The following is a 26,955-nucleotide window of genomic DNA, read 5'->3' on the forward strand; positions in this document are numbered from 1 at the left end:
GCTCCGGCCGATCTACGTATCGGCCGCATGACCTCGACGCCCGTCGGGTCCGGCTTCGGCCGGGCACGGCGGGCGTCGTGCTGTCACCAGGTCACGACGTGGCGCCCTGCCTCGCAGACCTTCTCGGTTCCGGGCAGGAGCACCCGTGCACGGGCTCCCTCAGGGACCACCAGCGTCATCACGCGCTCCTCGCGGTCCACCTCGATCACGATCTCCCCGAGATCCGTCTCGCGGGAGAAGGCGATGTGGGCCACCGGCACCCGCGGATCGGGCTCGACCACGAAGTCCCGCCATCCGTCGGGCCCTCGCCGCAGCCCCACCACCCATTCATGGAGCCAGGTCGCGGGGGTGCCCATGAAGTAGTGGGAGCAGGAGCGGGGGTTCTCCCACATCTCCATGAAGGTCGAATTCCCTGCCTCCAGCCACGCCTTCCATCCCGGCGCGGTCGGCGAGTTCAGCACCCGCCAGGCCAGCTCGCCATGACCGTGCGCCGACAGCACCGGCAGCAGGAAGCGCACTCCGATGTGCCCGCAGTCGTGGTGATCCCCGCGCGCCTCGATATCCGCCACCAGATTCGCCACCACCGCCTCGACGTGCTCGGGCGGGACCGTCCCGAAGGCAAGGGGCAGCAGGTTGCTGGTCTGGCGGTAGGCGGGTGCGGCAGCGCCCGCAGGGCCGGGAGAATCCGCAGTGTTCGCCCTCCCGCCCTCGGCGCGAGTGCCGGAATCTTCGGGAGCGGCGGAATCCTCTGGAGCGGTGGAATCTTCTAGAGTGCCGGGATCGCGGTAGCGACCCGCGACGGGGTCGAGGAAGACGGCGTTCACCGCCTCCTCCAGCGCGGTGGCGTCGGCCCGCAATGCTTCCGGATCCGGCACCCCCTCGATGCTCTCGCCGCTCGCGGTCCAGGGGTCACCACCCGCACCGCCGCTCTCGAGCGTGGCCAGGTCCACCGCATGGGCGAGGGAGCGCAGGGCCCTTGCCACGAACAGCGAACCGGACAGGCGCTTGTCCTCCGGGGCAGGGCCGGGGCTGCCCGGGCTGAGGTAGTCGCCGAGCACCCCCGAGATCAGCCCCTCCTGGTCACGTCGGGAGAGCTCATGAGCGAGATAGCTCGCCGCCGCTGGACCGTGCAGCGCGACCAGCCCCACCTCGCCGTACTCGGTGACCATCTCGTCCAGTAGCGTCGGCAGCAGGCAGGTCCACTCCGGGGCGGGCGAGAGCTCGTCATACCCCCAGTCCGGATTCGGCGAGATCACCGCGAGGGATCCGTCCGCCCGCTGCCCGTCGACCTGGTCCGCCAACCACTTGCGCAGCATCCGGCGCATATCGAAGCTCGTGGTCATCGCCGCGAGCGCCGTCAGCGCATCACCGGTCCACCCGTTCTTCTCCTGGATCGGGGTATCCGTGGGGACGTGATGCATGTTGTTCAGCAGGGAGGCGCGCATCGCCGCGTCGAACTGTTCGAGATACGGATCCGACGAGCTCAGCCTGCTGACCTCGCGAAGATCCGCATGGGCGAGGACCCCGGTGACCTGGAGCCCAGCCAGGTCGCCCGAGAGCGGTTCGAGCTGCACATAGCGGAACCCCTTGTAGCTGTGCCGCGGGGCGAAGGAACGTGCGAAGGCAGGCTGCAGCAGCACCCGGTCCTGCTGGAAGCGATCGGTGTGGATGTGCTGGTTCACGTCATCCACTGTGCCGTCGGCCAGGAGCTTCTCCCCGTGCCGTGCCACGAACTCGACCGGGGGCGCCCACGGCCCCACCTCAGCGGGGAGCGTGAAGCGGCACCAGCCGGCGATCACCCGTCCCATATCCAGCACCACCCGCTGCGGAGTGGAGGAGACCAGGGTCGGGAGGAGCTCCTCGCGCACCACCACGGGCTCCTGCACCTGGCGCACCAGCAGCGGTTCAGCAGACCTCTGCGCCCGGCGGGACCCGCTGCCGGGACGGTCCACCAGCACCGGCGCCCAGCCGGCATCGTCATAGCCCGGCAACCGCCATGCGGCCGGGTCCTCGGTGGGAGCGAAGGTCTCACCCTCGTACATCGAGTCGAAGACCACCGGGCCCGGCCGGGTGCGCCACCCTTCCCCGGTGGACAGCGCCCGGGTGGTGCCGTCGGCCAGATCGATCCGCAGCCGCGCCCAGGCCCGCACCGGGCCCCGCCAGGGCGCCAGATGCCAGCGCCATTCGTTCGGGGTGGTCATCGCATGGAAGCCGCGGCCCAGTTCGATGCCGAGCACGTTCTCGCCGCGGGTGAGCAGCTCCGCAGCGTCCACCTCGCACACCTGCACCCGTCGGCGAGGATCCGTCAGCCCCGGGTCGAGCAGACCGTCGCTGATCGGAGCGCCGTTGAGATAGGCGCGGAAGGTGCCCAGGCCCGTCACCAGCAGCCGCGCCGCGACCGGCGGCGAGGCCAGCTCGAACGACATGCGCAGGAGCGGATTCTGCGGATCCTCACCGGGGGCGGTGATCCATCGGGCGAGGGCGGGGTCGATGTCCGGCATGCGGTGCCACCAGGTCCTTCGAGTCGTCGTCGACGGGTGCGGACAGTCTGGCACGCTCCCAGCGCGCTCCAGGCCGGAGCTGTCACCATGGCTCCATGACCCTCGAGCAGATCGGCCGCGAGATCACGGGCCGCCTCATGCCCGACGCTGCGCCCGCCACCGGCTGGTGGACACTGCTCGCGCTCGTCCTCGCACTGGTCGTCGTGGTGCTGCCTCCGCTGTGGAGGTTCGCCCGGCTCGCGGTGACGATCGTGCACGAGCTCGGCCACGCGGTCATCGGGATCCTGATGGGACGACGCTTCACCGGCTTCGTGGTCAGCGCCGACATGTCCGGTCACGCGGTCACCGTCGGCCCGCGGCGCGGCGTCGGCCGGGTGGCTTCCACCTGGGCCGGATACCCGGCCCCCGCCATCGTGGGCGCACTGCTGGTCCAGATCTCCCTGCACGGCTGGGCGCGCACCGCCCTCTCCATCGCTCTGGTGGTGCTCGTGCTCTCGCTGTTCTTCTCCCGCTCGCTGCACACCCTGGCCGCGGTGCTCGGCACTGCTGTGGGCGTCGGCGCCCTCTGGTGGTGGGGCAGTCCCGCGCTCGCCGCGCTGCTGACCCTGGCCACCGGGGTGTTCCTGCTGCTGGGTGCCTGGCGTCACCTGGGGGCGGTGATCACCGGCGGCGGTAGCTCCGACGATCCGGCCCAGCTCGCCCAGCTGACCCCGGTGCCAGCCTGGATGTGGACCGCGAGCTTCGCCCTCGTGCTCGGCGCCTGCAGCTGGTGGGCGGCCAGCACCCTCGCACCCTTCGTGCTGTGAGCGCCGGAGTCGGCGCCGGGACATGGGCGCGCCCGTGACAGTTCCGGCCCGGCGGCGGATGATCGGAGGCGGAGACCCCGAGCCCGGAGGTGGACGCCGTGGACGCCATGGAATGGACGAGCTGGCTCGCCCTGCTGGACGGGCACGACCATCTGATCGCCCGCGAGGTGATCCAGCGGGGGGTCGCGGCGGTGTTCATGCTCGCCTTCCTCTCGAGCTTCCACCAGTTCCCCGTGCTGCTGGGGGAGCGGGGCCTGCTCCCGGCGACTGAGTTCCTCGAGCGTGTCGGCGACCGCGCCGGGCCGACTCTGTTCCGCTGGCGCCGGACCCCGTACAGCGATCGCCTGCTGCGGGTGATGTGCCTGGTGGGCATCGTGCTCGGTGCCGCGGTGGTGGTGGGTCTGCCGCAGCAGGGGCCCGCATGGTCCATGATCGCGGTGTTCGGCGTGATGTGGCTGCTGTACCTGTCGATACATTCCGTGGGCCAGGTGTTCTACGGCTTCGGCTGGGAATCGATGTTGCTGGAGTGCGGGTTCCTGGTGGGCTTCCTCGGCTCCCACGCGGTCGCGCCGCCGCTGCTGATCCTGTTCTTCCTGCGCTGGATGCTGCTGCGCCTCGAGTTCGGGGCAGGGATGATCAAGCTGCGCGGCGACGAGTCCTGGCGGGACCTCACCGCGATGGATCATCACCACCAGACCCAGCCGATGCCCGGTCCGTTGAGCCGCCTGGCCCACCTCGCGCCGCGCTGGTGGCACCGACTCGAGGTGCTCGGCAGCCATGCCGTGCAGCTCGGGGTGATCTGGTTGATCCTGCTGCCGCAGCCGTTCGCCTCGATCGCGGCGGTCGCGGTGATCCTCACCCAGCTCTTCCTCGTGCTGACCGGCAACTACGCCTGGCTGAACTGGCTGACGATCCTGGTCGCCTTCGCGGCGATCAGCGACTCGTTCCTGCGCTGGGCGACCGGCGGGCCCTGGCCGGGCTGGGGATGGCAGCATTGGCCGCGATGGCCGAGGAGCGGGGATCCCTTCGCAGCCGGCGCCCCGCCCGCCGTCGATGCCTCGCCGCTGTGGTGGCAGCTGCTGATCCTCGCCGTGTTCGCGGGGCTGCTCGTGCTCTCGTGGAAGCCGCTGCGCAACCTCTTCTCGTCCCGGCAGCTGATGAATGCGAGCTTCAACCGCTTCCACCTGGTCAACGCCTACGGGGCTTTCGGATCGATGACGGAGAGACGCTTCGAGGTGGTCATCGAGGGCACCCGCGCCCCGGACCCGGACACCGCTGACGAGGAGGAATGGCTGCCGTACGAGTTCAAGGGCAAGCCCGGGGACGTGCGCCGGCGCTCCAGGCAGTTCGCGCCCTATCACCTGCGGTTGGACTGGCAGATGTGGTTCCTGGCGCTGCGTCCCGGCCCGCAGGCCTGGTTCGTGGCGCTGCTCGAGAAGCTGCGCAGCGGCGACCCCGGCGTACGGCGCCTGCTGCGCACCGATCCGTTCGAGGGTCGGGCGCCGACGGGGATCCGGGTGCGGTACTTCGAGTACCGCTACGCACGGCCGCCGGAGCGGCGGGGGAGCGGTGCGTGGTGGGTGAGGACCGACCTGGGGGTGATCGCCAGACTGTGATCGGCAGACTGTGATCAGCAAGGGGTGATCGCGAGGTGGTGAACACCGGGGTCTGTGCGCCGGACTGCGAACGCCTGGCTCGCAGCGCGCTGGACCGGTCGCGACGGGATGCGGTCAATGCGTAGGCTGGCCCCTGCTGCATCCGACCGTTCCCGAGGAGCCCCATGTCCGCGATCGCCATCCCGGCCCGCCGCCCTGTCCTGGCCGACGCCCTGGCCCCGCACCGCACCCGCCTGCAGGACGCCGGCCTGGTGCTCGCGGGCGCCGGCATCGTGGCCCTGCTCGCCCAGGTCACGATTCCGCTGCCGCTGGTGCCGATCACCGGTCAGACCCTCGGCGTCATCCTCGTCGGCGCCGCGCTGGGCTCCCGCCGCGGCGCGACGGCCCTGCTCACCTATCTGCTGGTCGGGCTGGCAGGTGCGCCGGTGTTCGCCGAGTTCACGGGCGGGCCGGCCGCGGTCCTCTCCCCGAGCTTCGGGTTCATCCTCGGCTTCGTACCCGCCGCCTTCGTGGCGGGCTGGTTCGCCGAGCGCGCCTGGGACCGCAAGCCGTTCCTCGCCATGGCCGGCTTCGTCGCCGCGAGCGTGGTGCCGTTCCTGCTCGGTGTGCCCTACCTCGCCATGATCCTCAACGCCGTGATGGGTGCGGAGCTGGGCCTGGGCGGCATCCTGGCCGCCGGGGTGTGGCCGTTCGTCGCCGGTGGCCTGGTCAAGGCCGGTATCGCCGCCGTGCTGATCCCCGCCGCCTGGCGCGGGGTGCGCTCGCTCGACGAGCGCCGCTGACGTGACGCGGCGCCGCTGACGTGACGCGGCGCCGCCCGGACGGGGGAGTCCTCAGCCGGGGGAGTACCCAGCCGGGGGAGTGCCCAGCCGGCGGAGTGCTCAGACCGCGAGCGTCGCCGCTCGCACCAGCAGCGCCACGAAGACCAGTGAGGGCAGGAAGCCCACGCTGAGCCAGAGCTTGCGGTAGGACAGGATCGCGAGGAACTCGCGCAGGGTGGCGCTGGGCACGAAGTAGAACGCCGTCGGCCCTCCGATCGCTTCATCGGCGTACCCGAGCGACCGAGCGAGCAGAGCGGCACGGAACGCGTGATACCTGCTGGTGGAGACGACGTACGGGCCCTGATGACCGGCTTCGTCGAGGATCTGGTGCGAGAAGCGCAGGTTCTCCGCGGTCGTGCGGGACGCGGCCTCGACCCGGATCCGCTCCGCCGGCACCCCCACCTCCTCGATCAGGTACTCCGCCATCGCCTCGGCCTCGGCGCGCGGCTCATCGTCGCCGCGGCCGCCCGAGGGCACCAGCAGAGGATCCAGCCCGGCGCCGAGCAGCCGCTCGCGCTCTGCAACTGCGCGGTCCAGCCGGCTGCGCAGCAGCTTCGGGACCTTGCCGTCGATCAGCCCGGAGCCGTGGATGATCACGCCGCTGGTCGCCAGCTGCCGCGGGAACAGCTGGTACGGGATCGAGGCGCACAGGAACACAAGGAACGCCAACCCCACATGGAGGGCGAGCAGAGCCAGCAGCGCCCCGGCGCCGAGGCCCAGCGGGGTCATCGTGAGCACCGCTGCCGCGGAGCCCACCGGCGCTCCCAGGAGTGCCAGTCCCGCCAGCGCAGAGAGCAGGTTGCCCAGAGAGCGTCCCTCCTTGCGCACCATCGTCAACCCGTTCCAGACCAGGAAGACGCCCAGGACCAGCACGCCCAGCAGCGCCACGCCAGCCCCGACGAGCACCAGCAGATCGCCCAGGGGCAGCGCGGTGGAGACCAGGCGAGCCAGCGTCGAGAGGCTCGAATAGAGCGCGATCAGCAGCAGCACCCCGTTGCGCACCCGTCGGCGATCCCGACGGAACACCAGCAGATACACCGCCCACCAGAAGGCGGTCCCGATCAACGCACCCAGCATCCGCGACTCCTCATATCGTCCTGGCACCCATCGTTCCACGGCCCGCACACCGGCCGTGCCGCCGGGGCGGGTCCTGCACCGCCGACGCTGGTTCTACACTGAGCCGATGGGCGTCCACGAGGTTCCAGACGAGGTTCCAGACGGGGTTCCAGGCGAGGGCCCGGACAAGGTCTCGCCCGCCGCGCAGGAGCCGACCGCGGGGCGTTACCAGCGTGAGGAATCCGCGGCCGAGCGGCTGGATCGCAACTGGAACGAGCTGCTCCAGGAAATCCGGGTGCTGCAGACCGGTTCCCAGATCCTCGCAGCGTTCCTGGTGGTGCTGCCCTTCCAGTCGCGCTTCGAGGAGCTCGACCCGGTCCAGATCGGCTGGTATCTCGGACTGTTGCTGCTCGCTCTGCTGATCGTCGCTCTGCTGCTGACCCCGGTCGGGATGCACCGGCGACTGTTCCGCCAGCGGGCCAAGGACGAGATGGTCAAGACCGCCAACACGTTGCTGCACGCCGCCATCCTGCTGCTCGGGGTGCTGCTGAGCGCCGTGGCCGGCTTCGTGATCGATGTGGTGCTCAGCCGGGGTATCGCCGTGGGAGTCAGCCTGCTGCTGCTCGGCCTGATGGCCGCGCTGCTGATACTGCTGCCGCACCGGATCGCGCGGAAGACGCGGGGCTGAGACGAGGACCCGCGGCTCGGCGGGAACGCCGGACTGCACCGCTGCCATACGCCGGAGGGCCGGTCCGCGCTGAAACGCGAACCGGCCCTCTGAGGATGCTGCGGGATCAGCGAGCCAGCGGCGCCGCGAACGGCGAGACGTGCTTCCCGATGTGGGCGGCGAGGACGTCGGTGTGCTGGGCCTGGTTCGCCGCGACGACTGCGAGGAAGCGGTCGTGGATCGAAGCGCCGGAGGCGTCCTTCCCGTTCAGCGAATCGCCATAGCCGACGTGCAGGATCTGGCGGGCGTCGTTCGAGCGGATCAGCTCCAGCAGGTCCACGCCCTCCAGCGACGTCGGGGTGCGATCCTCGTGGGCGGAGACCTGGTAGCTCGCGCGGGCCTCGACGTAGGAGGCGCGGGAGATGTCCCAGATGGCTGAGAAGAGCTCCGCGTCATGAGCGGCGACGATCTCGACGCCGCACAGGTAGCTGGTGCCGGAGGTCTTCAGGTGCACCAGGCCCTGGGTGGCCTCGACGCACAGCGGGTAGATCGAGAACTTGTCCGAGCCCGAGTGCAGCGAGATCTTGTAGCCGCCGAACTGCTGCGAGATCGCGTGGTGCGCCTCGAGGTTCGTGCGCAGCTCCTCGGCGTCACCCAGGAAGTCCAGGCCCTTCTCGAAGCCGTCCACGTAGCGGGGGGCGAAGCTGAACCAGGAGGCGCCCAGGCGCTTGAGCTCCGAGGCCATGTAGAAGTGCTCGAAGAAGGTGGTCAGCCAAGCGGTCTCGTCGACGGCGAACTCGATCTCGACCTCGTGCTTCGCGTTCTCGGTGACGTGGCGGTACAGGCGCATCGACTCCACGACCGCGCGGCCGTACTTCACGGCGGCGGTGAGGACGTCCTGCTCGGTGACCTCGATCTGCGAATGACCGACGTCCAGGGTCATGCCCACGTAGCGCTGCTTGAGAGCCTCGAGGGAGTCCTCGAGCTGGTCCCAGGGCAGCGCCGCGGCGTCGGCCTCGGAGACGCCGGCGGTGACGTCGGCGACCATGTCGCCCGGATCGAGGGTGAACATCACGAAGCCCGCGTCGAGGCCGCGGTCGATGCCCTCGGTGGTCTTGATGTGGTCGCAGTCGGCGCCGAAGCCGCTGTCCCAGCCGGCCTCGACCAGGCCGAAGATCGCGTCATCCATCACGGACTGGGCGTTGCGGCCCAGGCGGTCCATCTCGCGGATCGACTGCTGGGCGAGGACCGGCATCACGCCGGCGCCCTGGGTGGCGAAGGCGCGCGCCTGGCCGGGAGTGGCGAGGCCGGTGCGGTCGCCGGTGCCGATCGAGGTGCGGTGGCCGCCGATCTTCTGGGGGCGCAGCGCGGGGAAGGCGGCCTGCAGCGCCTTGGCGTTCGCGGTGGACAGGGGGCCGGTGAGCACGTGGCCCTCACCGGCTGCAGCGGCCTCGCCCTCGAAGGAGCTCAGCGCGGTCGCCGCGGAGGCGATGAGCTGGAGCGAGCGGGCAGAGCCGTCGTAGCGGATGCTCGCCTCGAGGGCGTCGTTGCGCAGGGTCATGAAGTTCTCCATTTCGGATGGGTGAGGGACGTCCGCTGTCCCGACGGCCACCATCGCCGTACATCGTAAACGATTGCATACATTTGGCCTGGGTGGAGGGCCATGTTTCGGCTATGCTCTCCGCAGTGACTGCAAACTTTGCAGGTCGCAGAGGAGGCGAGCATGGCGGTGACGCTCAAGGACGTGGCCCGGCAGGCAGGGGTCTCCATCGCGACCGCGTCCCGCGCCTTCCAGCGCCCCGAGATGGTCGGCGCGAGCTCGCTGGCCCGCATCCGAGCAGCTGCGGCCGACCTCGGGTACAGCCCCAATCGCACCGCCCGCGCGCTGATCACCGGCCGCGCCGGGGTGTACGGGGTGATCGTGCCCGATCTCGAGAATCCCTTCTTTCCTGCGGTGCTCAAGGGAGCCCAGGCGCGCGCCCACCAGCTCGGCGCCCAGCTGCTGATCACCGACGCGGGGGAGTCCCCGGACGGTGAGCTGCCTCTGGTGCGCACTCTCGCCCCGCAGGTCGACGGGATCATGCTGTGCTCGAGCCGGATGGATGAGGACTCCCTGCGCGAGGCCGCAACTCTGACCCGGCTCAGCCTGGTCAACCGGGTCTCGCCTCAGCTGCCCGGCGTCTACGCCGATCCCGAGCCGGGGATCCCCGCGGCGGTGCAGCATCTGCGTCGGCTCGGACACCGTCGCCTCGGATACGTGGGTGGACCCGCCGTCAGTCGTTCGGACCGGGCGCGCCGCTCCGTGATCAGCCGTATCTGCGCCGAAGCCGAGCTGGACTGGGTCGAGATCGGTCCCTTCCCTCCCACCGCGGACGGCGGCCGCGCTGCGGCCGAGGCGCTGCTGCAGACCGATGCCACCGCAGTGCTGGTCTACAACGACCTGATGGCGCTGGCGCTGATGGAGCGCCTGCGCAGCTACGGCGTGGACGTGCCTGGCCAGATCAGCGTGGTGGGCTGGGATGACATCCCGTTCGCCGCCATGGTCACCCCGGGCCTGGCCACCATCCGGGTGCCGCGCTACGACATGGGCGCGCGGGCGATCGAGATGCTCCACGAGGGCACCCTCCGGGAGGCGGACCCCGCACATCTCGGGCTGCCGACGCAGTTCGTCCCCCGGGCCTCCATCGCCCGGGCCGACGGTGCAGGTCTCAGCGGCCTCAGCGGTCTCGCCGGGTGAAGACAGCCGGGTGAAGACAGCCGGGTGAAGACCGGCGGGTGCAAGGTGCGGCGGGAGCCACTGCTCTACGCTCCCTCCATGAGTGACCTGTCCACCTCCATCGGAGATGTCCCCGGCGTCGGCCGGCCTGCTGCTCGCGCCCTGGCCGGCTCCGATCTGCACACCGTCGGTCAGCTCGCAGGCCTCGACTGGCAGCAGCTCGCGCAGCTGCATGGAGTGGGTCCGGCGGCCGGGCGTCGGCTGCAGGCGGTGCTCGAGCTCCATGGGGTCCCCTTCCGCAACCCGCCCGCGCCCGCACAGCGACAGGACGTCGTGACCAAGGGTGCGACGGGCACGGGCGCTGCGGACATCACCACCCACGCCACGGAGGTCGACCCGGCGCAGTACGTCGCCGGGCTCGATGCGCGCCGCCGCCGCGAGGGCGCCATGCTGCTGGAGATGTTCGGCGAGGCCACGGGGGAGCGGGCCACCATGTGGGGGCCCAGCATGATCGGCTACGGCGAGGTCCACTACCGCTACGCCAGCGGCCGCGAGGGTGACACCTTCCAGCTCGGCTTCAGCCCCCGCAGGGCCGAGCTCGCGCTCTACGGCATCCAGGGCTTCCCCCGTTCCGAGGAGCTGCTGGACCGGCTGGGCAAGCACCGGCGGGGTGCGGGCTGCGTCTGGGTCAGGAAGCTCGAGGACATCGACACCGCGACGCTGGCCGAGCTCGTCGCCCATGCCTGGGAGAACGGGCCCGACACCGCCTGAGCACAGCCGGCCGAGCGCACAGCCCGGCGGTGACGCTCCGCTCAGCGGGGCCCCGTCGGATGCGCCCTGTGCCCAGTGAGGCCTACTGTGCACCGAGGGACCCCGCGAGCCGGGTCAGAGCACCGGACGGGCGAGCAGCCCGAACGGCCGTGGAGAGGACAGCAATGGGCCTGTCGACAGGTGAGCGCACGCGCGTGGAGCGGCTTCTGTTCGTCGGCCGACGGTCGAAGGCCGGAGTCGTGATCCTCGGGATCGGCGCCCTGATGGTGATCATCCATTCCGCGGTCTTCAAAGTCCTGATGGCGCAGGAGGTGACGGATCACTCCTGGGCCAGCGCGGTCTACTGGACCATCACGACCATGTCCACCCTGGGCTATGGGGACATCACCTTCACCTCCGACCTGGGCCGGCTGTTCTCGCTGTGGGTGCTGCTCAGCGGGGTCGTCTACATGCTGGTGCTGCTTCCCTTCTTCGTGATCCAGTACGTCGTCACCCCCTGGCTGGACCGGCGCCGTGCCGCACGGACCCCGCGAAAGGTTCCGCCGACCCTGCGCGATCACGTGCTGCTGGTGGGCTCCGACGCGGTCACCCAGGCCTTCGCCGCCCGGGCTGAGCGGTCGCAGGTGGCCGCCGTCGTGGTCCTCGAGGACATCGCACTCGCCGGAGAGCTGCATGACCAGGGACGACAGGTGATCGTCGGTCCCTTGGACTCCGCGATGACCTATCGCAACGCCGGAGCATCGCGGGCGCGCCTGGTGGTCTCGACGCTCTCGGACACCGCGAACACGAACGTCGCCTTCACGGTGCGCCAGGCCGCCGCCAGGGTGCCGATCGCGGTGACCGCCTCGAAGCCGGTCTCCGTCGACGTGCTCGATCTCGCCGGCGCCGATCACGTGCTCGAGCTCGGAGCGGTGCTGGGCAGGGAGATGGCCTCTCGCGTGCTCGGCTCGACCGGGCGGTTCCACGCCATCGGCTCCTTCGGCTCCACCCTCATCGCCGAGGCGGCCGCCCACGGCACCTCGCTGGTGGGCCTCACGCTGGGGGAGGCGATCCCCCTGCTGCGCTCACGGGTGCGGATCCTCGCGATCATGCGCAAGGGCAGGCTGCGAGCGATGACGCCGGATCTGCGGATCACCGACGGCACGGTGCTGGTGCTCGCCGGGCAGGCGGCCGATCTCGCCCAGTATGACGAGCAGTTCCAGAGCGAGGAGGTCTCCGAGGAGCCCGTCGTGATCCTCGGCGGCGGCCGGGTGGGGAGATCCGCCTCCCGTGCGCTGAGCGACGAGGGGATCCCCAACACGATCGTCGAGGTGATGCCGGGCCGGGTCGAGAACTCGTACTCGGTGCTCGAGGGGACGGCGAGCTACGCCGTGGTCGAGGGGGATGCCGCCGATCAGCGGGTGCTGCGCCGGGCGGGCCTCGAGAACGCCTCGGCCGTGCTGGTCACCCCGCGCGACGATGACCTCAACGTCTACCTCACGCTGTTCTGCCGGCGCCTGCGGCCCGAGCTGCAGGTGGTCTCCCGCGCCACCTACGAGCGCAACGTCGCCACGCTCTACCGGGCCGGCGCGGACAGCGTGCTCTCCTACGCCACGACCGGCGCGACCGACCTGTGGAACCACGCGGGCCTCAGCCATCGCGTGCTGGTCGCCGAGGGCAACGAGCTGTTCCTGGTGCCTCGGCCCGCCTCGCTCGTGCGCCGATCGGTGCGCGATGACGCGGTGCGCCGCAGGACCGGCTGCCACATCGTCGCGGTCCTCGACGAGGACGGCACCGTGGGCTATGACACCGAGTCGATCCCCTCCGCCCCCGGGCAGCTGCTGCTGCTCGGAGATCGGCACGCCGAGCGCCGCTTCCGGCAGGTCTACCTGGGACGCCGCAGACTGCGCCGCTAGGCTGAGCAGTCACCTCATCGTCGTCAGGAGACCCATGCCGTCCGCACCCGAGTCGTCCGCAACCGCGTCGTCCGCGCCCGAGCCGACCGCACCCGCGTCGTCCGCGCCTGTGAAGCTCGCCGTAGGCGATGCCGCCCCCGCCTTCGACCTTCCCACCGCCGGCGGTGGGCGGGTGGATCTCGCCGCGCTGCGCGGCGCCCCGGTACTGCTGTGGTTCTACCCGGCGGCGAACACCTCCCTGTGCACGAAACAGGCCTGCGATCTGCGAGACAACCACCAGCTGTTCCTCGATGCCGGCTACCGCGTGATCGGGGTGTCCCCGGACCCGGTGGCAGAGCTCGATCGCTTCGTCGCCGAGCAGGAGCTTCCCTACACGCTCGCCTCGGATGAGACCCACCAGGTGATGGAGGCCTACGGCGCATGGGGCGAGAAGAACATGTACGGGAAGCTGGTCCAGGGCACCATCCGTTCCACCTTCGGGATCGATGCTGAGGGCGTGCTGACCTTCGTGAAGTACCGCGTCGGCACCCCGAAGCACATCGCGCTGCTGCAGGAGAAGCTCGGCCTCTGAACGGGTTGCTCACAGATGTGACGTGATCTGCGCGCTCTCGCTTTGGTGCACTCCCCGGCCTCCCGTATGCTGTGGCGGCGTGCTGCGCGAGAGCCAGCACCAGGAGACGTGGCAGAGCGGCCGAATGCGCTCCCCTGCTAAGGGAGTAGGCGACCAAAATCGCCTCGGAGGTTCAAATCCTCTCGTCTCCGCCGATGGCCGATTCTGATCGGCCGGATGATCGGCACGAAGAAGGCCCCGACCCTGCGGCATGACCGCGGGGGAGGGGCCTTCTCGCATCCCGGACGGACCTGTCGGACCGGTCGGGGACGGCGGCAGCGCTCAGGAGAGCTGGCTGTCCTCGCCGAGGGTGGTCCACTCAGGACCGTCGGACTCCAGCAGATCGGGGTCGCGCACCACGTCCTGCTGGCTCTCCCCGCTGCGCAGGCGGGTAGCCAGCTCCTGCAGGGTCTCGCGGAGCACCGCGCGGGCACGTGAGGCATCGCCCGCCGAGAGAGCGTCCAGCAGCGCTTCGTGGGCGGCCGTGATGTCGGCCCGCACGCCGAAGCCGCGCGGGTCCGAGAAGCTCCCCATCCGGGTGAGGATCACGATCGTGCTCATGGCGGAGATCAGGAACCGGTTCCGGGCGAGCTCGGCGATCTGCTGGTGCAGCTCGAGGTCCGCGTTGCCTGCCTCGATGACCTCCTCCGCCTCGAGCGCCCGCCGGGTCCGCTCCAGGGCATCGCGCAGCGGGGCCAGCAGCGACTCGACAGCGCCGTCGTCGCCTTTCGCCCGCAGGATGCTGACGCGATCGGCCACGATCGAGGCGGCCTGCATCTCGATCCCCAGCCGGTAGTCGATGAAGTCCGACATGGTCTCGGCATCCATCATGGTCACGAAGAGTCCGCGGCCCGGGATCTGGGTGAGCAGACCGTCACGCACCAGGCGCTGGCAGGCCTCGCGCAGCGAGGATCGCGAGATCCCCATCTGCTTGGACACCTGCACCTCGGGGATGGTGTCACCAGGGCGCAGGTCGCCGTAATAGATCGCATTGCGCAGCTCGAGCTCGGCCTGATCGATGATCGAAGGGCGGCGGATGGGCTGCATCATCGGCAGCCGGACCGTTTCCTGGCGAGGTGGCATCGCATCCTCCTGTGCTCGAGCGCGATACGCGCGGGGCGTCATCTAATCATCCGCCCTCCGACCGGTGCAGGCATGCACGTGGCGAGTCATCGCTGTCACATCTCGGCTCGGGGCCGGCCTGCCGCACGGGTCACGACACCATCACGAAAGCGGTTCGAGGTCGATCTTCACCCCTTGGGTACCGTTAGCGTGGGTGTGATCCGAATTGCTGATCTGCGGATTGTCGGACAGCAGGTAGTGTCGTACATCACCGCAGAGCACGAGACATACACGCCAAGGGAGCATCTCCATGCAGAACCGCCGACACTTCATCCGAGGAAGCGGTCTGGTCCTGTCGGCCGCCGCACTGGGCGGGCTGGCCGCCTGCAGCCGCACCAGCACCGGAGGCGGCGAGGACACCGGGGCCGGTGGCAGCGACGGCGGCGGCGGGGGAGACCTCCTCAGCCAGCTGCAGGACGCCGGGACCATCACCGTCGGCTTCGCCGGGGAAGCTCCCTACAGCTTCGAAGAGGGCGGCGAGCTGATGGGCGCGACCCTCGCCCTGCACCGGGAGATCTTCGGAGAGCTCGGCATCGACAAGGTCGAGGGCAAGCTCACCGACTGGGGCTCGCTCATCCCGGGCCTGAACTCCCGGCAGTTCGACGCGGTCAGCGCTGGCATGTCGATCCTCCCGGACCGCTGTGCGCAGGCCGCGTTCAGCGAGCCGGAGTTCCAGTACACGACCGCGCTGATGGTGCCCATGGGCAACCCGGAGGGCCTGGTGGACATGAACTCCTTCGTGGACTCGGGTCTGACCGTCGCCACCATGTCCGGCGCGGTCGAGTCCGACTATGTCGCCGCGCTCGGCCTGGACAGCATCGAGGTGGGCGGCCCGCAGGACGGCGTGGATGCGCTCAAGGCCGGCAATGCCGCGGCCTTCGCCCTCACCGCGATCTCCCTGAACTGGCTCGCCGACAACACCGTCGACGACGTCGAGGTGACCGAGAGCTTCGTCCAGGAGATCGACGGTGTGAAGCAGGTCGGCGCAGGCGGCACCGTCTTCCGCCAGGAGGACACCTCGCTGCTGGACGCCTACAACGAGAAGCTCGCCGCGATCATCGGGGACCCCGAGCGCTACCTCTCGATCGTCGGCGACTTCGGCTTCAGCGAGGAGGAGCTGCCGCCCGAGGAGATGACCAGCGAGATCCTCTGCAGCGGTGACCTGTCCTTCCTGCAGTGACCCCAGCTCCATCGATGACGGCGTCCCGGCGCGGCCCCTCGCGGGTCGCGCCGGGCCGTTCGTCGACCGAGAGGTGATGTACAGATGGATGGAGTGATCGGCTTCTTCCAGGACCTCGGCCCGAACCTCCAGCTGGTGCTGGACCGGATGCCGTTGATCCTCGACGGGCTCCAGGTCACCCTGCTGACCACGGTCCTGGGAGCGCTGCTCGCGCTGGTGATCGCGTTCGTGTTCGGCCTCGCGCAGCTCTCGAAGGTCCTGATCGTGCGCGGCGTGGCCCGCGTGTTCGTGGAGTTCTTCCGCGGCACCTCGCTCGTGGTCCAGCTGTTCTGGCTCGCCTTCGTGCTCCCGCAGCTGCCGTACCCGCTCGGGTTCCGGCTCGAGCCGCTGCTGGTGGGCGTCCTCGCCCTCGGCCTGAACTACGGGGCCTATGCCGCGGAGGTCGTGCGCGGATCGATCGGCTCGGTGCCCACGGGGCAGTACGAGGCGGTCAGCGCGCTCAGCCTGAGCCCGGCCCGTGGCATGTTCCGCATCGTGATCCCCCAGGCCTGGGCGCTGATGATCCCGTCTCTGTCCAACCTGTGGATCCAGCTGCTCAAGGGCAGCGCGATCGTCAGCACGGTGCTGCTGTACGACATTTTCTTCCAGGTCGAGCAGCTGCGTGACCGCACCGGCACCTGGTTCGCGTACTCCTTCGCGCTGCTGGCCTACTACCTGATCGCCTGGCTGATCGTGATCCTGATGAACGGACTGGAGATCCGCGCCAAGCACCAGATCGGGCGCGGCCCGGCATTGCGCACGGCATGGCGCTCGCTCTTCCAGGCACCCGGCACCACCCCCTCAGGAGGGCGCACGGCGCGCGTCGTCCGTGATCGCTCCGTCGCGGCCTCCGGCACGCCGATGGGAGGTGGTCTGGCATGACCCCGCAGAATTCCTGGTGGAGCTGGGACCACGCCTTCGCAGTCCTTCCGGACCTGCTGTTCGACGGCTTCAAGATCACGCTGATCGCCACAGTGCTCGGCACCCTCATCGCCCTTGTCCTCGGACTGGTGGTGGCGATCATCCGGCGCAGTGCGCCGAGGATCATCAGCACCCCCTTCACCTGGGTGGTCGAGTTCATCCGCATGACGCCGCTGGTGGTCCAGCTGGTCTTCGCGAACCTCGTGCTCTCGCCGTACGTCGACTCCTCGCTCTCCATCGGCATCTGGGTGCTGGGCATCCACTACACGACCTATATGGCCGAGGTGTACCGCGCCGGCATCGACTCGGTGCCCAAGGGCCAGTGGGAGGCGGCCACGGCACTCTCCCTGCCGCGGATGCGCACCTGGCGAGCGGTGGTCGTCCCCCAGGCGATCCGCAACACCGTGCCGGCCCTGGGCAACTACGCGATCTCCATGTTCAAGGAGACCCCGTTCCTGTTCGTGATCTACGTCCCGGAGCTCCTGAACGTCGCGCAGAACTACGGCTCGACCTACTTCCGGTACACCGAGGCGATCACCCTGGCCGGCCTCATCTTCCTGGCGGCCAGCTATCCCACCTCCCTCCTGATCCGACGACTGGAGAAGAAACTTGCCTGAGAACACTGCGCACCCCGGCGTGCCCGGCGTGCCCCACATCGAGTTCCGCGACGTGGTCAAGAAGTTCGGTGACAACACCGTGCTCGACGATCTGAACTTCACGGTCACCAAGGGCGAGCGCGTCACCCTGATCGGACCCTCCGGCTCGGGCAAGACCACCATCCTGCGCCTGGTGATGACGCTCGAAGAGCTCACCGGTGGGTACATCCACATCGGAGGCACTCCGCTGCAGTACGAGGAGCAGGGCGGCAAGCGCGTGCGCATCCCGGACAAGCGCCGCCGCCGCACCACCACCGACATCGGCATGGTCTTCCAGCACTTCAACCTGTTCCCCAATATGACCGTGATGGAGAACATCATCGAGGCCCCGGTCCACGTGATGGGTCTGAAGAAGGCCGAGGCCGAGGCGAAGGCGGAGGCGCTGCTGGACAAGGTGGGGATGGGCTGGAAGAAGGATGCCCGCCCTTCGGAGCTCTCCGGCGGCCAGCAGCAGCGCATCGCGATCGCGCGCGCCCTGGCGATGGATCCGGAGATCCTGCTGCTGGACGAGGTCACCTCGGCGCTGGACCCCGAGCTGGTCGGAGAGGTGCTCGCGGTGCTCAAGGACATCGCCGCCGAGACCGACATCTCGATGCTGATCGTCACCCACGAGATGCAGTTCGCGCGGGAGGTCTCCGACCGCGTGATGATGTTCGACAAGGGGTCCGTGATCGAGGAAGGCCTGCCGGACAAGATCTTCAGCGAACCCGAGAACCAGCGCACCCAGGACTTCCTGCGCGCCGTGCTCTGAAAGACCCGTCGCGGACCGCAGGCTGACCTGCTGCGGTCCGCGGACTGTCCCCTGCGGGTGCGCCGACGGCTCCTCGCTGTAGTCTGTGCCCGTTCGTTCCGCGCCGACGCGGTCGCCCTGCTTGTGTCGGCGGCCGCTACTCGGCGTGCCGACCCCAGGAGGCCCTGTGCCAGATACCGACGCCATCGCCGTCCCGACCTTGACGAGCGAGTTCCCCGTCGTCGGCGACGATCCCCATATCGACGCCCCACTGCGAGCGACCGTCCGACGACTGTCGACCCTGCTCGGCCGCACGCTGGCCGACCAGCACGGTCAGGAGATGCTCGACCTCGTCGAGCAGGTCCGCAAGCTCACCAAGGATGCGAAGTCCTCGGACTCCGAGGCCAGCGCCCAGGACGTCCAGAACCGTCTCGCTGAGCTCCCCATCGAGCAGGCCACTGCTCTGACCCGGGCGTTCGCCCAGTACTTCCTGCTGGCCAACGCGGCCGAGCAGGTCTACCGCGTGCGCTCCCTGCGGGAACGTCCGGCTTCGGAGTCCTGGGTCCCGCGCACCGTCGCGGCCGTCCATGAGTCCGTCGGCGCTGAGGGCCTGCAGGAGGCCGTCGACTCGCTCGACGTGCGCCTGATCTTCACCGCTCACCCCACCGAGGCATCCCGTCGGGCGGTGCTGACCAAGCTCCGCAAGATCTCGGACATCCTCGAGAACGACACCGAGGACGGCACCCCCGAGCGGCGCAGGCAGGATCACCTGCTCTCCGAGCTCATCGAGTCCCTGTGGCAGACGGACGAGCTGCGCCGTCAGCGTCCCACCCCGCAGGACGAGTCGCGCAATGTGCTCTACTACCTGACCCAGCTGTACCGCCAGACCATGCCGGGCTTCCTCGACGACCTGCGCGAGGAGCTGCGTGCCCATGGCGCCGACCTGCGCGAGCGTCAGGTGCCGCTGCGCTTCGGCTCCTGGATCGGTGGCGACCGCGACGGCAACCCGTTCGTCACCGCGGAGGTCACCCGCGAGGTGCTACAGCTCCAGGCCGAGACCGCGGTCGAGCTCGCGATCGATGTCGTCTCCGAGCTCATCGGCGACCTGTCGATCTCCAGCGAGATGACCGGTCAGGACGAGGAGCTGCGCGCGAGCATCGACGCGGACCTCGCCTTCGAGTCCGAGGTCGACGAAGTGCAGCAGCGGATGTTCGAGCAGGAGCCCTACCGGCTCAAGCTCGGCACCATGCGCGCCAAGCTCAAGGCCACCGGCGAGCGGATCCGCACCGGCGAGCCGCATGTCCACGGCAAGGACTACTACGACTCGGAGGAGCTGCAGGACGACTTCAGCATCCTGCGCGGCGCCCTGAACCGCCACGGCGGACGCCGAGCGGCCGACGGTGCGATCGCCGTCGCCCAGCAGGTCCTCGCCGGATCCGGCCTCAACCTCGCCGTCCTCGACGTGCGCGAGCACTCTGAGAAGCACCATGAGGTGCTGGCCCGTCTCTTCGACCGTGTCGGAGAGCTGGACCGGCCCTACATGGAGCTCAGCCGCGAGGAGCGCACCAAGGTGCTGGCCGCGGAGCTCGCGAGCCGGCGCCCGCTGGTCGGCACGGCGCTCGCCGAGGACGAGACGATCCTCGATGACGCCACCCGCACCACCTACAAGGTGTTCGGCGAGATCCGGGACGCTCACCGGCAGTACGGCCAGTCCTCTATCGAGACCTACATCGTCTCGATGACGCACGGAGCCGACGACATCCTCGCCGTCGCCCTGCTGGCTCGCGAAGCCGGCCTGGTCACCCTGCCCGGCGGCGACCAGAACCGATCGGACATCAGCTTCGCGCCGCTGCTCGAGGAGGTCGCCGAGCTGCGTCACGCCGGGGAGATCCTCGACGAGATGCTCAGCGATCCGTCCTACCGGGAGATCGTGCGCCTGCGCGGCGACCTCCAGGAGGTCATGCTCGGCTACTCCGATGGCAACAAGGACTCCGGCGTCATCACCAGCCAGTGGGAGATCCACCAGGCGCAGCGCCTGCTGCGCGATGTCGCCGCCCGCCACGGGGTGACGCTGCGTCTGTTCCATGGCCGCGGCGGTTCCGTCGGCCGTGGTGGCGGCCCGACGTATGACGCGATCCTGGCCCAGCCGTACGGCGTGCTCGAGGGCGAGATCAAGTTCACCGAGCAGGGCGAGGTCATCTCGGACAAGTACACGCTGCCCACGCTGGCCCGGGAGAACCTGGACCTGTCGCTGGCGGCGGTGCTCGAGGGCTCCGCACTGCACACCTCCCCGCGCTCGACGCCTGAGCAGCTGGACCGCTTCGGCGAGGTCATGCAGCAGGTCTCCGATGCCTCCTATGCGCGCTATCGCACGCTGGCGGACGATCCGGATCTGCCGGAGTACTTCGTGACCTCGACGCCGGTCGAGCAGCTCGGTGACCTGAACATCGGCTCGCGCCCCTCCAAGCGCGCCACCTCCGAGAAGGGCCTGGACGGCCTGCGGGCGATCCCGTGGGTGTTCGGCTGGACCCAGTCGCGGCAGATCGTGCCCGGCTGGTTCGGTGCCGGCTCCGGCCTGAAGGCCGCGCGCGAGGCAGGGCTCGAGCCTGATCTGCACGAGATGTACCGCAACTGGCACTTCTTCCGCACCGTGATCAGCAACGTCGAGATGACGCTCGCGAAGACGGACATGGCGATCGCCGCGCACTACGTGCACTCGCTGGTGCCGGAGCGGCTGTGGCCGCTGTTCGACCGCATCAAGGCGGAGTACGAGCTCTCGGTCGCCGAGATCGAGCGGCTCACCGGGGTGCTGGGCCTGCTGGACAATCAGCCGGTGCTCAAGCGCACCCTCGCGGTGCGCGACCGGTACCTGGATCCGATCTCCTACATGCAGGTCGCGATGCTGCAGCGGGCCCGTGCCGCCACCGAGCGCGGCGAGGAGCTCTCTCCTGAGCTGCAGCGTGCACTGCTGACCACCATCAACGGCGTCGCGGCGGGGCTGAAGAACACCGGCTGATCCCCGCCTGCGGCAGCCCGCCCGCCGCAGCAGCTCATCCGCCTACGGCAGCCCCTCTGCCCGCGGCAGTCCCTCTGCCCGCGGCAACTCATCGAGTCGTAGGTTCTGTGCACCACTGGACACCCAGAGTGCACAGAACCTACGACTCGATGTCGTGCGGGAGCGGTTCAGGGGTCGGGCAGGGGTCGTGCAGGGGCAGGACCGGGATCCGGATCGGGCGTCGTGCAAGGGCAGCTCAGCGCCTGGCGGTGCCGTCGATGGCGAACTCATCGATCCGGGTGAGCTCTTCGTCGGTCAGCTCGAGGTTCTCGAGGGTGGCGACGTTCTGCTCGAGCTGCGTCACCGACGAGGCTCCGACCAGCGCGGTGCTGACCTGCCGGTGCCGCAGCGCCCAGGCCAGCGCGAGCTGGGCCAGGCTCTGGCCGCGCTCGTGGGCGATCTGGGACAGACCGCGCACCCGCGACTGGTAGTCCTCGCCCAGGACCTGCTGCTCGGAGAGGGAGGACGAGGTGCCGGCGGCGCGCGAGCTCTGCGGCACGCCGGAGAGGTACCGGTTGGTGAGCAGACCCTGCTGGAGCGGGGAGAAGGCCGCCAGGCCCACCCCGAGCTCGCCGACGACATCGAGCAGGCTGTTCTCGATATGCCGGTTGAACATCGAGTACGAGGGCTGATGGATCAGCAGCGGGGTGCCGAGATCCGCAAGGATCCGCGCGGCCTGCCGGGTCTTCTCGGGGGAGTAGTTCGAGACGCCGACATAGAGCGCCCTGCCGCTGCGCACCGCATGGGCGAGCGCGCCCATCGTCTCCTCGAGCGGGGTCTCGGGATCCTCGCGGTGGTGGTAGAAGATGTCCACGTCCTCCAGCCCCAGGCGCTCCAGGGACTGATCCAGCGAGTTCAGCAGGTATTTGCGAGACCCGCCGTCGCCGAACGGCCCGTCCCACATCCGGTATCCGGCCTTGGTGGAGATCACCAGCTCGTCGCGGTGATGGCGGAAGTCCTGCGCGAGGATGCGGCCCACATGGGTCTCGGCGCTGCCGGGCGGAGGGCCGTAGTTGTTGGCCAGGTCGAAGTGGTTCACACCGAGGTCGAAGGCACGGCGGACGATCGTGCGCAGGGTGAGCGGGTCGCGGTTCTCGCCGAAGTTCTGCCAGAAGCCCAGTGAGATCGGGGGCAGCAGCACGCCGGATCGGCCGACGCGACGGTATGGGGTGCGGTCGTAGCGGGCTGCGGAGGGGTGATGGACGTCGGTGTTCATCCTCTGAGACTAGTCGGAGAAACCGCCTCTGGACAGGGGGTTCTCCGCTCAGAGTGCGCAGAGTGGCCGCTCCATGACGTCCATCCCGAGCCCCTCGACCTTCAACCAGTCGGCCTCGCCTGCGAAGGGGACGCTGTGCCCGGTGGGAACGAAACCGTGGCGCTCGTACCAGGCGTGCAGCTCTGGCCGGGACTGCAGCACCTGGATCATGAGCATGTCCACCCCGGCGGTGCGCTGGTGCTCGGCCTGCGCCTCGAGCAGGCGGGCGCCGAGGCCTCGGGACTGTACCGAGGGGTGCACGGCGAACAGGCCCAGCTCGGCACGGTCTACCCCGTCGGCGTCGGTGGGTTCGCGGCGGGTGTAGCAGCAGCCCACCACCTCACCGGCGGGCCCGGAGGAACCGTCGGGCCCGGCGAGCTCAGCGACCAGCAGCGACACCGCGGGGTCCGCGAGCATCCCGCGGACCTCCTGCGCATCGGTGCGCTGACCGTCCACCAGATGCGCTTCGGTGGTCCAGCCGCCCTCGCCTCGGTAGGCGGCCTGCACAAGGACGGCCACGGCGTCTGCGTCGTCGTCGTGGGCGGTGCGCAGCAGGATCTCTCTGTGCTTCCCGGTCTCGAGGGATGACGTCGTCATGAGGAGATCTTCCCGGCCCTCTGGAACTCGGCGAGGAGCCCGTGGCCGTCGGGAGCGGCGAGGGTGAGCGGAGAGCCGTTCGCGGGCGCCGCGTCCTGGAGCGGGCGGCGCGAGCCGTGCGCGAGCAGCTGCTCGGGCTCGGTGAGCTGGCGGATCGCGATCGTCTCGACCAGCTCGGGGTGGCGCGCGGCGAACTCGGCGTAGATCGTGGGGTCGTGCTGCCCGTCGTCACCCACCAGGATCCACCGCATGTGGGGATATTCGGTGGCCAGCTGCTCGAGGGCGCGATGCTTGTGCTCGGGACCGGAGCGGAAGAAGCCCGTGTTGGTGGGGCCCCAGTCGGTCAGCAGCAGCGGGCCATCGGGATAGCCGTTGCGGTAGAGGAAGCGCTTGAGCACGGGGAAGACGTTCCACGCGCCGGTGGACAGGTAGAACACCGGCATCGCCGGGTGCTCGCGCACCAGGCGCTGGTAGAGCATCGGCATTCCCGGGACCACCTGGCGGGAGGACTGGTGGACGACGAAGGCGTTCCAGAAGGCCAGCAGCGGGCGCGGCAGCCAGGTCACCATCACGGTGTCGTCGATGTCGCTGACCATGCCGACCTCGGTCTCCGGCGCGAAGACGGTCACGTCCGCGGTGACCTCGTTGCCGGCGACGGTCCAGAGCACGGCCTGATGCTGGCCGGGGGGCAGGGAGACTTCGAGCATCGCGTCCACGATGCCAGTGCGGTCCGCGCGCGCGGTGAACTGCTGATCACCCAGCAGGATCTGTACGGTGCGGTGCGGCGCGACCTGCCCGGCGAAGTTCCGCCAGCCGCGCACCGCCATCGTGCGCAGGTCGTGGACCGGCTGGTCGTGGAAGTCTGCGGGGGTGCCGGGGGAGGCGTACAGCACCTTCGCCAGCACCCGGACCCGCTCGGTGGAGCCGTAGCCGTGGAAGGGCTGCAGCCGCAGATCCCAGCTGAGCCGACGCAGGGCATGACCGACGGCGGTGTTCTTGACGTTCTCGATGCGTGCCGCCCAGTGCGGACGGTCGTCACCGCCGCGCGCGGCCAGCGAACGGAGCCCGGCGCGGGCGGAGGTCAGCCGAGTGCTGATGCCCACCGGGCGTCAGAGACCGCGGGCCATCTTCAGCCAGGCCCCATCGGGATCGTCCTCGACGATCTCCCAGCGGTCACCGGTGTCGGCGAATCCGAGGCTCTCGTACAGGGCGCGAGCACCCGTGTTCCGGGGGCCCACGTACAGGGTGATCGTGTCTGCGCCGTCCTCGCGGGACCAGTCGAAGATCGCCTCGGCGAGCTTCCCGGCGATCCCGGAGTGGCGAGAGTTCGGGGTGACCCACATGGCCTGGAGCTCGCGCTCGTTGGCGGGGGAGTCCTCCTCGCGCCGGGCCGCCACCACGGCGACCGGCTGTCCGTCCTCGACGGCCAGGAACCAGGCGGCATCGCGCACGCGCTGCTCCCAGACCGAGTCCTCATAGGTGGATTCCTTGTCCCAGCTCTGCCCGAAGGCGGCCGGGTCCGTGCTGAGGGACCGAAGACGGATCTCGCGCACGAGCGACCAGTCGTCGTCGTGGGCGCGGATAATGTCGGCCATGGGTGTCCTCCTGAGCCGTCGTTGCGTGGTCACGGGCCATCATGCCCTGGCGATCATGCTCTCGCGCTGCCGCGGGCACCGCATGCACTCCCGTCACCAGTGTACGTTCCCCGGCGGTTCTGCGCGCGCAGCGCCCCGAGCTTGACACAATAGGGGGATGTCGCCCATTCGCCTGCTCACCGTCTGCACCGGCAACGTCTGTCGATCCCCGGCCGCCGCGGTGATGCTGCGCGCCGCGATCCTGGAGAGCGACCTGGTCGGGAAGGTGGAGGTGGGGTCGGCCGGTACCAGCTGGGAAGCCGAGGGGATGCCGATGGATGACCGCACCGAGCTCGCTCTCGAGCGATCAGGTTATGTGCGGCCCTTCGAGCACACCGCCCGCACGATCCATCTGACGGAGCTGCTGGCCTGGGATCTGGTGCTGCCGATGACCGCCGATCACGCGCAGCGGCTGCGGCGGATGGTCGAGCAGGCACCCGAGGGTTCGGCCGTTCCCCAGATCGCGATGTGGCGGCGGTTCGAGCCGGGCGCGGACCCGGCGGCGCTGCCCACGGAGCTTGCCGTCGAGGACCCCTGGTACGAGGGGCAGGGAGCGTTCGACCGCACGATCCGCGAGATGCGCGAGAGCGTGCCGGGCATCATCGCGCGCGCCCGGGAGCTGCTCGAGGAGCGCTGAGCTCACCTGCTGGGGGCTCGCTGTGGAGCCCACGACGGCATTGTTCACCTCGGGGAGCCGGGGGCGTCGGGGCCTTGTCGGGGCTTTCAGGCCTCGGTTACGCGTCGATGTCGTGCTTCCCGGTGCTGGCGCGGTGATGCCAGGTCGCGCCGACGAAGCCGGCAGTGGTCAGGAAGCCGATGCCGAGCGCGGCGATCAGCACCTGGCGCATCTGGCCAAAGCCGGAGCCGCTGTCCTCCGAGATCGCGTTGAACAGCCGGACCACCGGGCCGCCTTCATCATGGCCGGCGCCGGACTGCGGTGACGGCGGAGGGGGAGAGCTCGGTGTCTCGGCGCCGACGCCGCTGATCTCAGTGGTCTCGTTGCTCTCGCTCTCCACCGCGGAGCTGCTCGTCGGAGGCGCCGACGGCTCCTCGGGACCCTCTGTGGGCTTGTCGGGATCGCTGGGGTCCGGTGGATCAGGCTGGTCAGAGCCGTCCGTCGGGCTCTCATTCGGGCTGGGTGCCGGCGAAGAGGTCGAGGGTGAGGTGTTGGGCGATGTCGACGGCCCTGGAGTCAGGGATGGCTGTCCGGTCCCGCTCCCGTTGGTGCCTCCGCTGGGAAGGCTGCCGGGGGTGCTGATCGTGGGCGGGGTGCTGCTCGACGTTTCGGCGTCCGTGACAGATTCCGTGCCGTCGGCTGGGGGTGACTGCTCCTCGCCGGAGCACTCATCGTCGAGGGTGGTGAGCAGCAGCGCCGGGATGACCGAGTCGTCCTCGCAGTCATCCTCGATGACGGGGTCCTCGACCGGGTGCGTGGGCTCGTGCTGAGTGTCGTCATCAGTCTGTGAGTCGTCATCAGTCTGCGAGTCATCATCGGTCTGTGGATCGCCGTCGTGCTGCAGATCGTCATCGGTCTGCGGATCCTCTTCGGGTGCTGCGGATGTTTCGGGAGGCTCTTCGTCCGGGAGCGGCTCGGGGGCGTCGCCCTCCACGGTGGGCTTCTCGCTCGGGAGCTCCTCGGTCTCGGCACTCTCCTCATCGGGGGGCTCCTGGTTCGAGCCTTCCGGTGGGGTGCTGTCGGGCTCGGCGGGGGCGGACTGAGTGGTCTCGAGGTCCAGCATCTCGGCCAGAGCGGGTGCCGTCGCGACGGGAAGAGCCATGGCGAGAGCGGCGGAGCAGGCACACAGACGTGAGCGCAGTCGCATAGTCGTGGTCCCCCTCCTCCATGGTCGCGAGCTCGGTGGCTGCGGTCGGCATCATCTTCGGTGGGCCCGACGGAGCACATTACCCTACCGAACCTTTACTTTCGACCCCATCGTTCATCGCCTCCGGGGTGGGCGCAAGGGTGCTGTGCATGGCGCCACGCCAGCGTGATCCACGCAATGTTGACCTTGGCTTGACCAAGGCTTTGCCGTCGACCTGCATGGATGCTGGTCAGCCGTCGATTTGCGCTCGCAGCGTCGGTCGCTGAGGTCATCGTGATCGCCCCGGGCGAACCTCGGAGAAATGTTCCGGAAGCACCACGGGAGCACGGAGACGAACAGGCACCTGCCCAGTCGTCACCATGGACAAGCGGCCGCGGAGGCCGATGCGGAGGAAGGGCCGATGCGGAGGAAGGGCCGGGGAAGCGAAAAGGTCGGGGAAGCGAAAAGGCCGGAGCGGAGAAAAGACGGAGCGCCGAGACCCCTG

General features: G+C 69.5%; 23 protein-coding genes and 1 tRNA gene. 15 read left to right on the forward strand and 9 right to left on the reverse strand.

The window, feature by feature from the left end:
* Window positions 1–83 precede the first annotated feature (83 nt).
* Window positions 84–2,501: a family 78 glycoside hydrolase catalytic domain gene (locus tag ACT3SQ_RS04135; RefSeq protein ID WP_444600852.1), complete on the reverse strand. Its 2,418-nt coding sequence runs from the start codon at window positions 2,499–2,501 to the stop codon at window positions 84–86.
* 95 nt (window positions 2,502–2,596) lie between these two features.
* Here ACT3SQ_RS04135 and ACT3SQ_RS04140 point away from each other — a divergent pair, with 95 nt between their 5' ends.
* The 3 genes from ACT3SQ_RS04140 to ACT3SQ_RS04150 all read left to right on the forward strand — a co-directional run bounded on the left by ACT3SQ_RS04140 (window position 2,597) and on the right by ACT3SQ_RS04150 (window position 5,705).
* Entirely contained in the window at window positions 2,597–3,307 is a 711-nt protein-coding gene (locus tag ACT3SQ_RS04140) for a M50 family metallopeptidase (protein WP_441443889.1), read from the forward strand.
* Between the two features lie 107 nt (window positions 3,308–3,414).
* Entirely contained in the window at window positions 3,415–4,923 is a 1,509-nt protein-coding gene (locus tag ACT3SQ_RS04145; protein WP_444501809.1) for a lipase maturation factor family protein, read from the forward strand.
* A gap of 164 nt (window positions 4,924–5,087) precedes the next feature.
* Window positions 5,088–5,705: a biotin transporter BioY gene (locus tag ACT3SQ_RS04150; RefSeq protein ID WP_441443888.1), complete on the forward strand. Its 618-nt coding sequence runs from the start codon at window positions 5,088–5,090 to the stop codon at window positions 5,703–5,705.
* Between the two features lie 99 nt (window positions 5,706–5,804).
* Here ACT3SQ_RS04150 and ACT3SQ_RS04155 read toward each other — a convergent pair whose 3' ends face one another.
* The gene (locus ACT3SQ_RS04155) at window positions 5,805–6,821 is read right to left on the reverse strand and encodes a YdcF family protein (protein ID WP_441443887.1); all 1,017 of its coding nucleotides are present in this window, start codon (window positions 6,819–6,821) and stop codon (window positions 5,805–5,807) included.
* A 106-nt stretch (window positions 6,822–6,927) separates the two neighbouring features.
* On the opposite strand from ACT3SQ_RS04155, the gene ACT3SQ_RS04160 reads away from it, so the two are divergent.
* The gene (locus ACT3SQ_RS04160; protein WP_441443886.1) at window positions 6,928–7,488 is read left to right on the forward strand and encodes a DUF6328 family protein; all 561 of its coding nucleotides are present in this window, start codon (window positions 6,928–6,930) and stop codon (window positions 7,486–7,488) included.
* A 106-nt stretch (window positions 7,489–7,594) separates the two neighbouring features.
* Here ACT3SQ_RS04160 and ACT3SQ_RS04165 read toward each other — a convergent pair whose 3' ends face one another.
* The gene (locus ACT3SQ_RS04165) at window positions 7,595–9,028 is read right to left on the reverse strand and encodes a tagaturonate epimerase family protein (RefSeq protein ID WP_441443885.1); all 1,434 of its coding nucleotides are present in this window, start codon (window positions 9,026–9,028) and stop codon (window positions 7,595–7,597) included.
* Window positions 9,029–9,190: 162 nt separating this feature from the next.
* Between ACT3SQ_RS04165 and ACT3SQ_RS04170 the strand changes: the two genes are divergently transcribed.
* The 5 genes from ACT3SQ_RS04170 to ACT3SQ_RS04190 all read left to right on the forward strand — a co-directional run bounded on the left by ACT3SQ_RS04170 (window position 9,191) and on the right by ACT3SQ_RS04190 (window position 13,611).
* Complete coding sequence (locus ACT3SQ_RS04170; protein ID WP_441443884.1) at window positions 9,191–10,204, forward strand: LacI family DNA-binding transcriptional regulator; 1,014 nt, start codon at window positions 9,191–9,193, stop codon at window positions 10,202–10,204.
* A 78-nt stretch (window positions 10,205–10,282) separates the two neighbouring features.
* Window positions 10,283–10,954 (forward strand): DUF1801 domain-containing protein, encoded by a 672-nt coding sequence (locus tag ACT3SQ_RS04175; protein ID WP_441443883.1) that lies wholly within the window; start codon window positions 10,283–10,285, stop codon window positions 10,952–10,954.
* A 164-nt stretch (window positions 10,955–11,118) separates the two neighbouring features.
* Complete coding sequence (locus tag ACT3SQ_RS04180) at window positions 11,119–12,849, forward strand: potassium channel family protein (protein WP_441443882.1); 1,731 nt, start codon at window positions 11,119–11,121, stop codon at window positions 12,847–12,849.
* 34 nt (window positions 12,850–12,883) lie between these two features.
* Entirely contained in the window at window positions 12,884–13,420 is a 537-nt protein-coding gene (locus ACT3SQ_RS04185; protein ID WP_441443881.1) for a peroxiredoxin, read from the forward strand.
* A gap of 102 nt (window positions 13,421–13,522) precedes the next feature.
* A tRNA-Ser gene (locus ACT3SQ_RS04190) sits at window positions 13,523–13,611 on the forward strand.
* A 130-nt stretch (window positions 13,612–13,741) separates the two neighbouring features.
* Here the strand turns inward: ACT3SQ_RS04190 and ACT3SQ_RS04195 are convergent.
* Window positions 13,742–14,509, reverse strand: coding sequence for a GntR family transcriptional regulator (locus ACT3SQ_RS04195; RefSeq protein ID WP_444592521.1), 768 nt, complete (start codon window positions 14,507–14,509; stop codon window positions 13,742–13,744).
* Between the two features lie 322 nt (window positions 14,510–14,831).
* On the opposite strand from ACT3SQ_RS04195, the gene ACT3SQ_RS04200 reads away from it, so the two are divergent.
* The 5 genes from ACT3SQ_RS04200 (at window position 14,832) to ppc (ending at window position 21,123) form a co-directional block, all read left to right on the forward strand.
* Window positions 14,832–15,761: a transporter substrate-binding domain-containing protein gene (locus tag ACT3SQ_RS04200; RefSeq protein WP_444600853.1), complete on the forward strand. Its 930-nt coding sequence runs from the start codon at window positions 14,832–14,834 to the stop codon at window positions 15,759–15,761.
* Between the two features lie 84 nt (window positions 15,762–15,845).
* Window positions 15,846–16,682 (forward strand): ectoine/hydroxyectoine ABC transporter permease subunit EhuC, encoded by an 837-nt coding sequence (gene ehuC, locus ACT3SQ_RS04205; RefSeq protein WP_441443878.1) that lies wholly within the window; start codon window positions 15,846–15,848, stop codon window positions 16,680–16,682.
* Complete coding sequence (ehuD, locus tag ACT3SQ_RS04210) at window positions 16,679–17,338, forward strand: ectoine/hydroxyectoine ABC transporter permease subunit EhuD (protein WP_441443877.1); 660 nt, start codon at window positions 16,679–16,681, stop codon at window positions 17,336–17,338. The genes ehuC and ehuD overlap by 4 nt, the downstream gene beginning before the upstream one ends.
* On the forward strand, window positions 17,331–18,128 hold the full coding sequence (gene ehuA / locus ACT3SQ_RS04215) for an ectoine/hydroxyectoine ABC transporter ATP-binding protein EhuA (RefSeq protein WP_441443876.1): 798 nt from the start codon (window positions 17,331–17,333) through the stop codon (window positions 18,126–18,128). The genes ehuD and ehuA overlap by 8 nt, the downstream gene beginning before the upstream one ends.
* Before the next feature lie 166 nt (window positions 18,129–18,294).
* Window positions 18,295–21,123 carry a phosphoenolpyruvate carboxylase gene (gene ppc / locus ACT3SQ_RS04220; protein WP_444600854.1) on the forward strand — a complete coding sequence of 943 codons (2,829 nt, stop codon included), beginning with the start codon at window positions 18,295–18,297 and terminating at the stop codon, window positions 21,121–21,123.
* 235 nt (window positions 21,124–21,358) lie between these two features.
* On the opposite strand, the gene ACT3SQ_RS04225 is transcribed toward ppc, so the two are convergent.
* From ACT3SQ_RS04225 to ACT3SQ_RS04240, 4 genes are read right to left on the reverse strand one after another with little or no spacing between them, the layout of a single operon-like run.
* Window positions 21,359–22,378 carry an aldo/keto reductase gene (locus tag ACT3SQ_RS04225; protein WP_441443874.1) on the reverse strand — a complete coding sequence of 340 codons (1,020 nt, stop codon included), beginning with the start codon at window positions 22,376–22,378 and terminating at the stop codon, window positions 21,359–21,361.
* Between the two features lie 48 nt (window positions 22,379–22,426).
* Window positions 22,427–23,014, reverse strand: coding sequence for a GNAT family N-acetyltransferase (locus tag ACT3SQ_RS04230; RefSeq protein WP_441443873.1), 588 nt, complete (start codon window positions 23,012–23,014; stop codon window positions 22,427–22,429).
* Window positions 23,011–24,117: an App1 family protein gene (locus ACT3SQ_RS04235; RefSeq protein ID WP_441443872.1), complete on the reverse strand. Its 1,107-nt coding sequence runs from the start codon at window positions 24,115–24,117 to the stop codon at window positions 23,011–23,013. Before ACT3SQ_RS04235 ends, ACT3SQ_RS04230 begins: the two co-directional genes overlap by 4 nt.
* Before the next feature lie 6 nt (window positions 24,118–24,123).
* Entirely contained in the window at window positions 24,124–24,609 is a 486-nt protein-coding gene (locus ACT3SQ_RS04240) for a GNAT family N-acetyltransferase (protein ID WP_441443871.1), read from the reverse strand.
* A 157-nt stretch (window positions 24,610–24,766) separates the two neighbouring features.
* Between ACT3SQ_RS04240 and ACT3SQ_RS04245 the strand changes: the two genes are divergently transcribed.
* Window positions 24,767–25,285, forward strand: coding sequence for an arsenate reductase/protein-tyrosine-phosphatase family protein (locus ACT3SQ_RS04245; protein WP_441443870.1), 519 nt, complete (start codon window positions 24,767–24,769; stop codon window positions 25,283–25,285).
* Window positions 25,286–25,382: 97 nt separating this feature from the next.
* Here the strand turns inward: ACT3SQ_RS04245 and ACT3SQ_RS04250 are convergent, their stop codons facing one another.
* Window positions 25,383–26,426, reverse strand: a complete 1,044-nt coding sequence (locus ACT3SQ_RS04250; RefSeq protein WP_444600855.1) for a hypothetical protein — start codon at window positions 26,424–26,426, stop codon at window positions 25,383–25,385.
* Window positions 26,427–26,955: the final 529 nt, after the last annotated feature.

Source organism: Brachybacterium sp. AOP42-C2-15 (assembly GCF_052377065.1).
GTDB lineage: Bacteria > Actinomycetota > Actinomycetes > Actinomycetales > Dermabacteraceae > Brachybacterium.

What these genes read in the sequence shown, in the direction of transcription:
- ACT3SQ_RS04135 (WP_444600852.1), bottom strand. Translation starts at nt 2,501, where the DNA reads ATGCCGGACATCGACCCCGCCCTCGCCCGATGGATCACCGCCCCCGGT.
- ACT3SQ_RS04140 (WP_441443889.1), top strand. Translation starts at nt 2,597, where the DNA reads ATGACCCTCGAGCAGATCGGCCGCGAGATCACGGGCCGCCTCATGCCC.
- ACT3SQ_RS04145 (WP_444501809.1), top strand. Translation starts at nt 3,415, where the DNA reads ATGGAATGGACGAGCTGGCTCGCCCTGCTGGACGGGCACGACCATCTG.
- ACT3SQ_RS04150 (WP_441443888.1), top strand. Translation starts at nt 5,088, where the DNA reads ATGTCCGCGATCGCCATCCCGGCCCGCCGCCCTGTCCTGGCCGACGCC.
- ACT3SQ_RS04155 (WP_441443887.1), bottom strand. Translation starts at nt 6,821, where the DNA reads ATGCTGGGTGCGTTGATCGGGACCGCCTTCTGGTGGGCGGTGTATCTG.
- ACT3SQ_RS04160 (WP_441443886.1), top strand. Translation starts at nt 6,928, where the DNA reads ATGGGCGTCCACGAGGTTCCAGACGAGGTTCCAGACGGGGTTCCAGGC.
- ACT3SQ_RS04165 (WP_441443885.1), bottom strand. Translation starts at nt 9,028, where the DNA reads ATGACCCTGCGCAACGACGCCCTCGAGGCGAGCATCCGCTACGACGGC.
- ACT3SQ_RS04170 (WP_441443884.1), top strand. Translation starts at nt 9,191, where the DNA reads ATGGCGGTGACGCTCAAGGACGTGGCCCGGCAGGCAGGGGTCTCCATC.
- ACT3SQ_RS04175 (WP_441443883.1), top strand. Translation starts at nt 10,283, where the DNA reads ATGAGTGACCTGTCCACCTCCATCGGAGATGTCCCCGGCGTCGGCCGG.
- ACT3SQ_RS04180 (WP_441443882.1), top strand. Translation starts at nt 11,119, where the DNA reads ATGGGCCTGTCGACAGGTGAGCGCACGCGCGTGGAGCGGCTTCTGTTC.
- ACT3SQ_RS04185 (WP_441443881.1), top strand. Translation starts at nt 12,884, where the DNA reads ATGCCGTCCGCACCCGAGTCGTCCGCAACCGCGTCGTCCGCGCCCGAG.
- ACT3SQ_RS04195 (WP_444592521.1), bottom strand. Translation starts at nt 14,509, where the DNA reads ATGATGCAGCCCATCCGCCGCCCTTCGATCATCGATCAGGCCGAGCTC.
- ACT3SQ_RS04200 (WP_444600853.1), top strand. Translation starts at nt 14,832, where the DNA reads ATGCAGAACCGCCGACACTTCATCCGAGGAAGCGGTCTGGTCCTGTCG.
- ehuC (WP_441443878.1), top strand. Translation starts at nt 15,846, where the DNA reads ATGGATGGAGTGATCGGCTTCTTCCAGGACCTCGGCCCGAACCTCCAG.
- ehuD (WP_441443877.1), top strand. Translation starts at nt 16,679, where the DNA reads ATGACCCCGCAGAATTCCTGGTGGAGCTGGGACCACGCCTTCGCAGTC.
- ACT3SQ_RS04225 (WP_441443874.1), bottom strand. Translation starts at nt 22,378, where the DNA reads ATGAACACCGACGTCCATCACCCCTCCGCAGCCCGCTACGACCGCACC.
- ACT3SQ_RS04230 (WP_441443873.1), bottom strand. Translation starts at nt 23,014, where the DNA reads ATGACGACGTCATCCCTCGAGACCGGGAAGCACAGAGAGATCCTGCTG.
- ACT3SQ_RS04240 (WP_441443871.1), bottom strand. Translation starts at nt 24,609, where the DNA reads ATGGCCGACATTATCCGCGCCCACGACGACGACTGGTCGCTCGTGCGC.
- ACT3SQ_RS04245 (WP_441443870.1), top strand. Translation starts at nt 24,767, where the DNA reads ATGTCGCCCATTCGCCTGCTCACCGTCTGCACCGGCAACGTCTGTCGA.
- ACT3SQ_RS04250 (WP_444600855.1), bottom strand. Translation starts at nt 26,426, where the DNA reads ATGGCTCTTCCCGTCGCGACGGCACCCGCTCTGGCCGAGATGCTGGAC.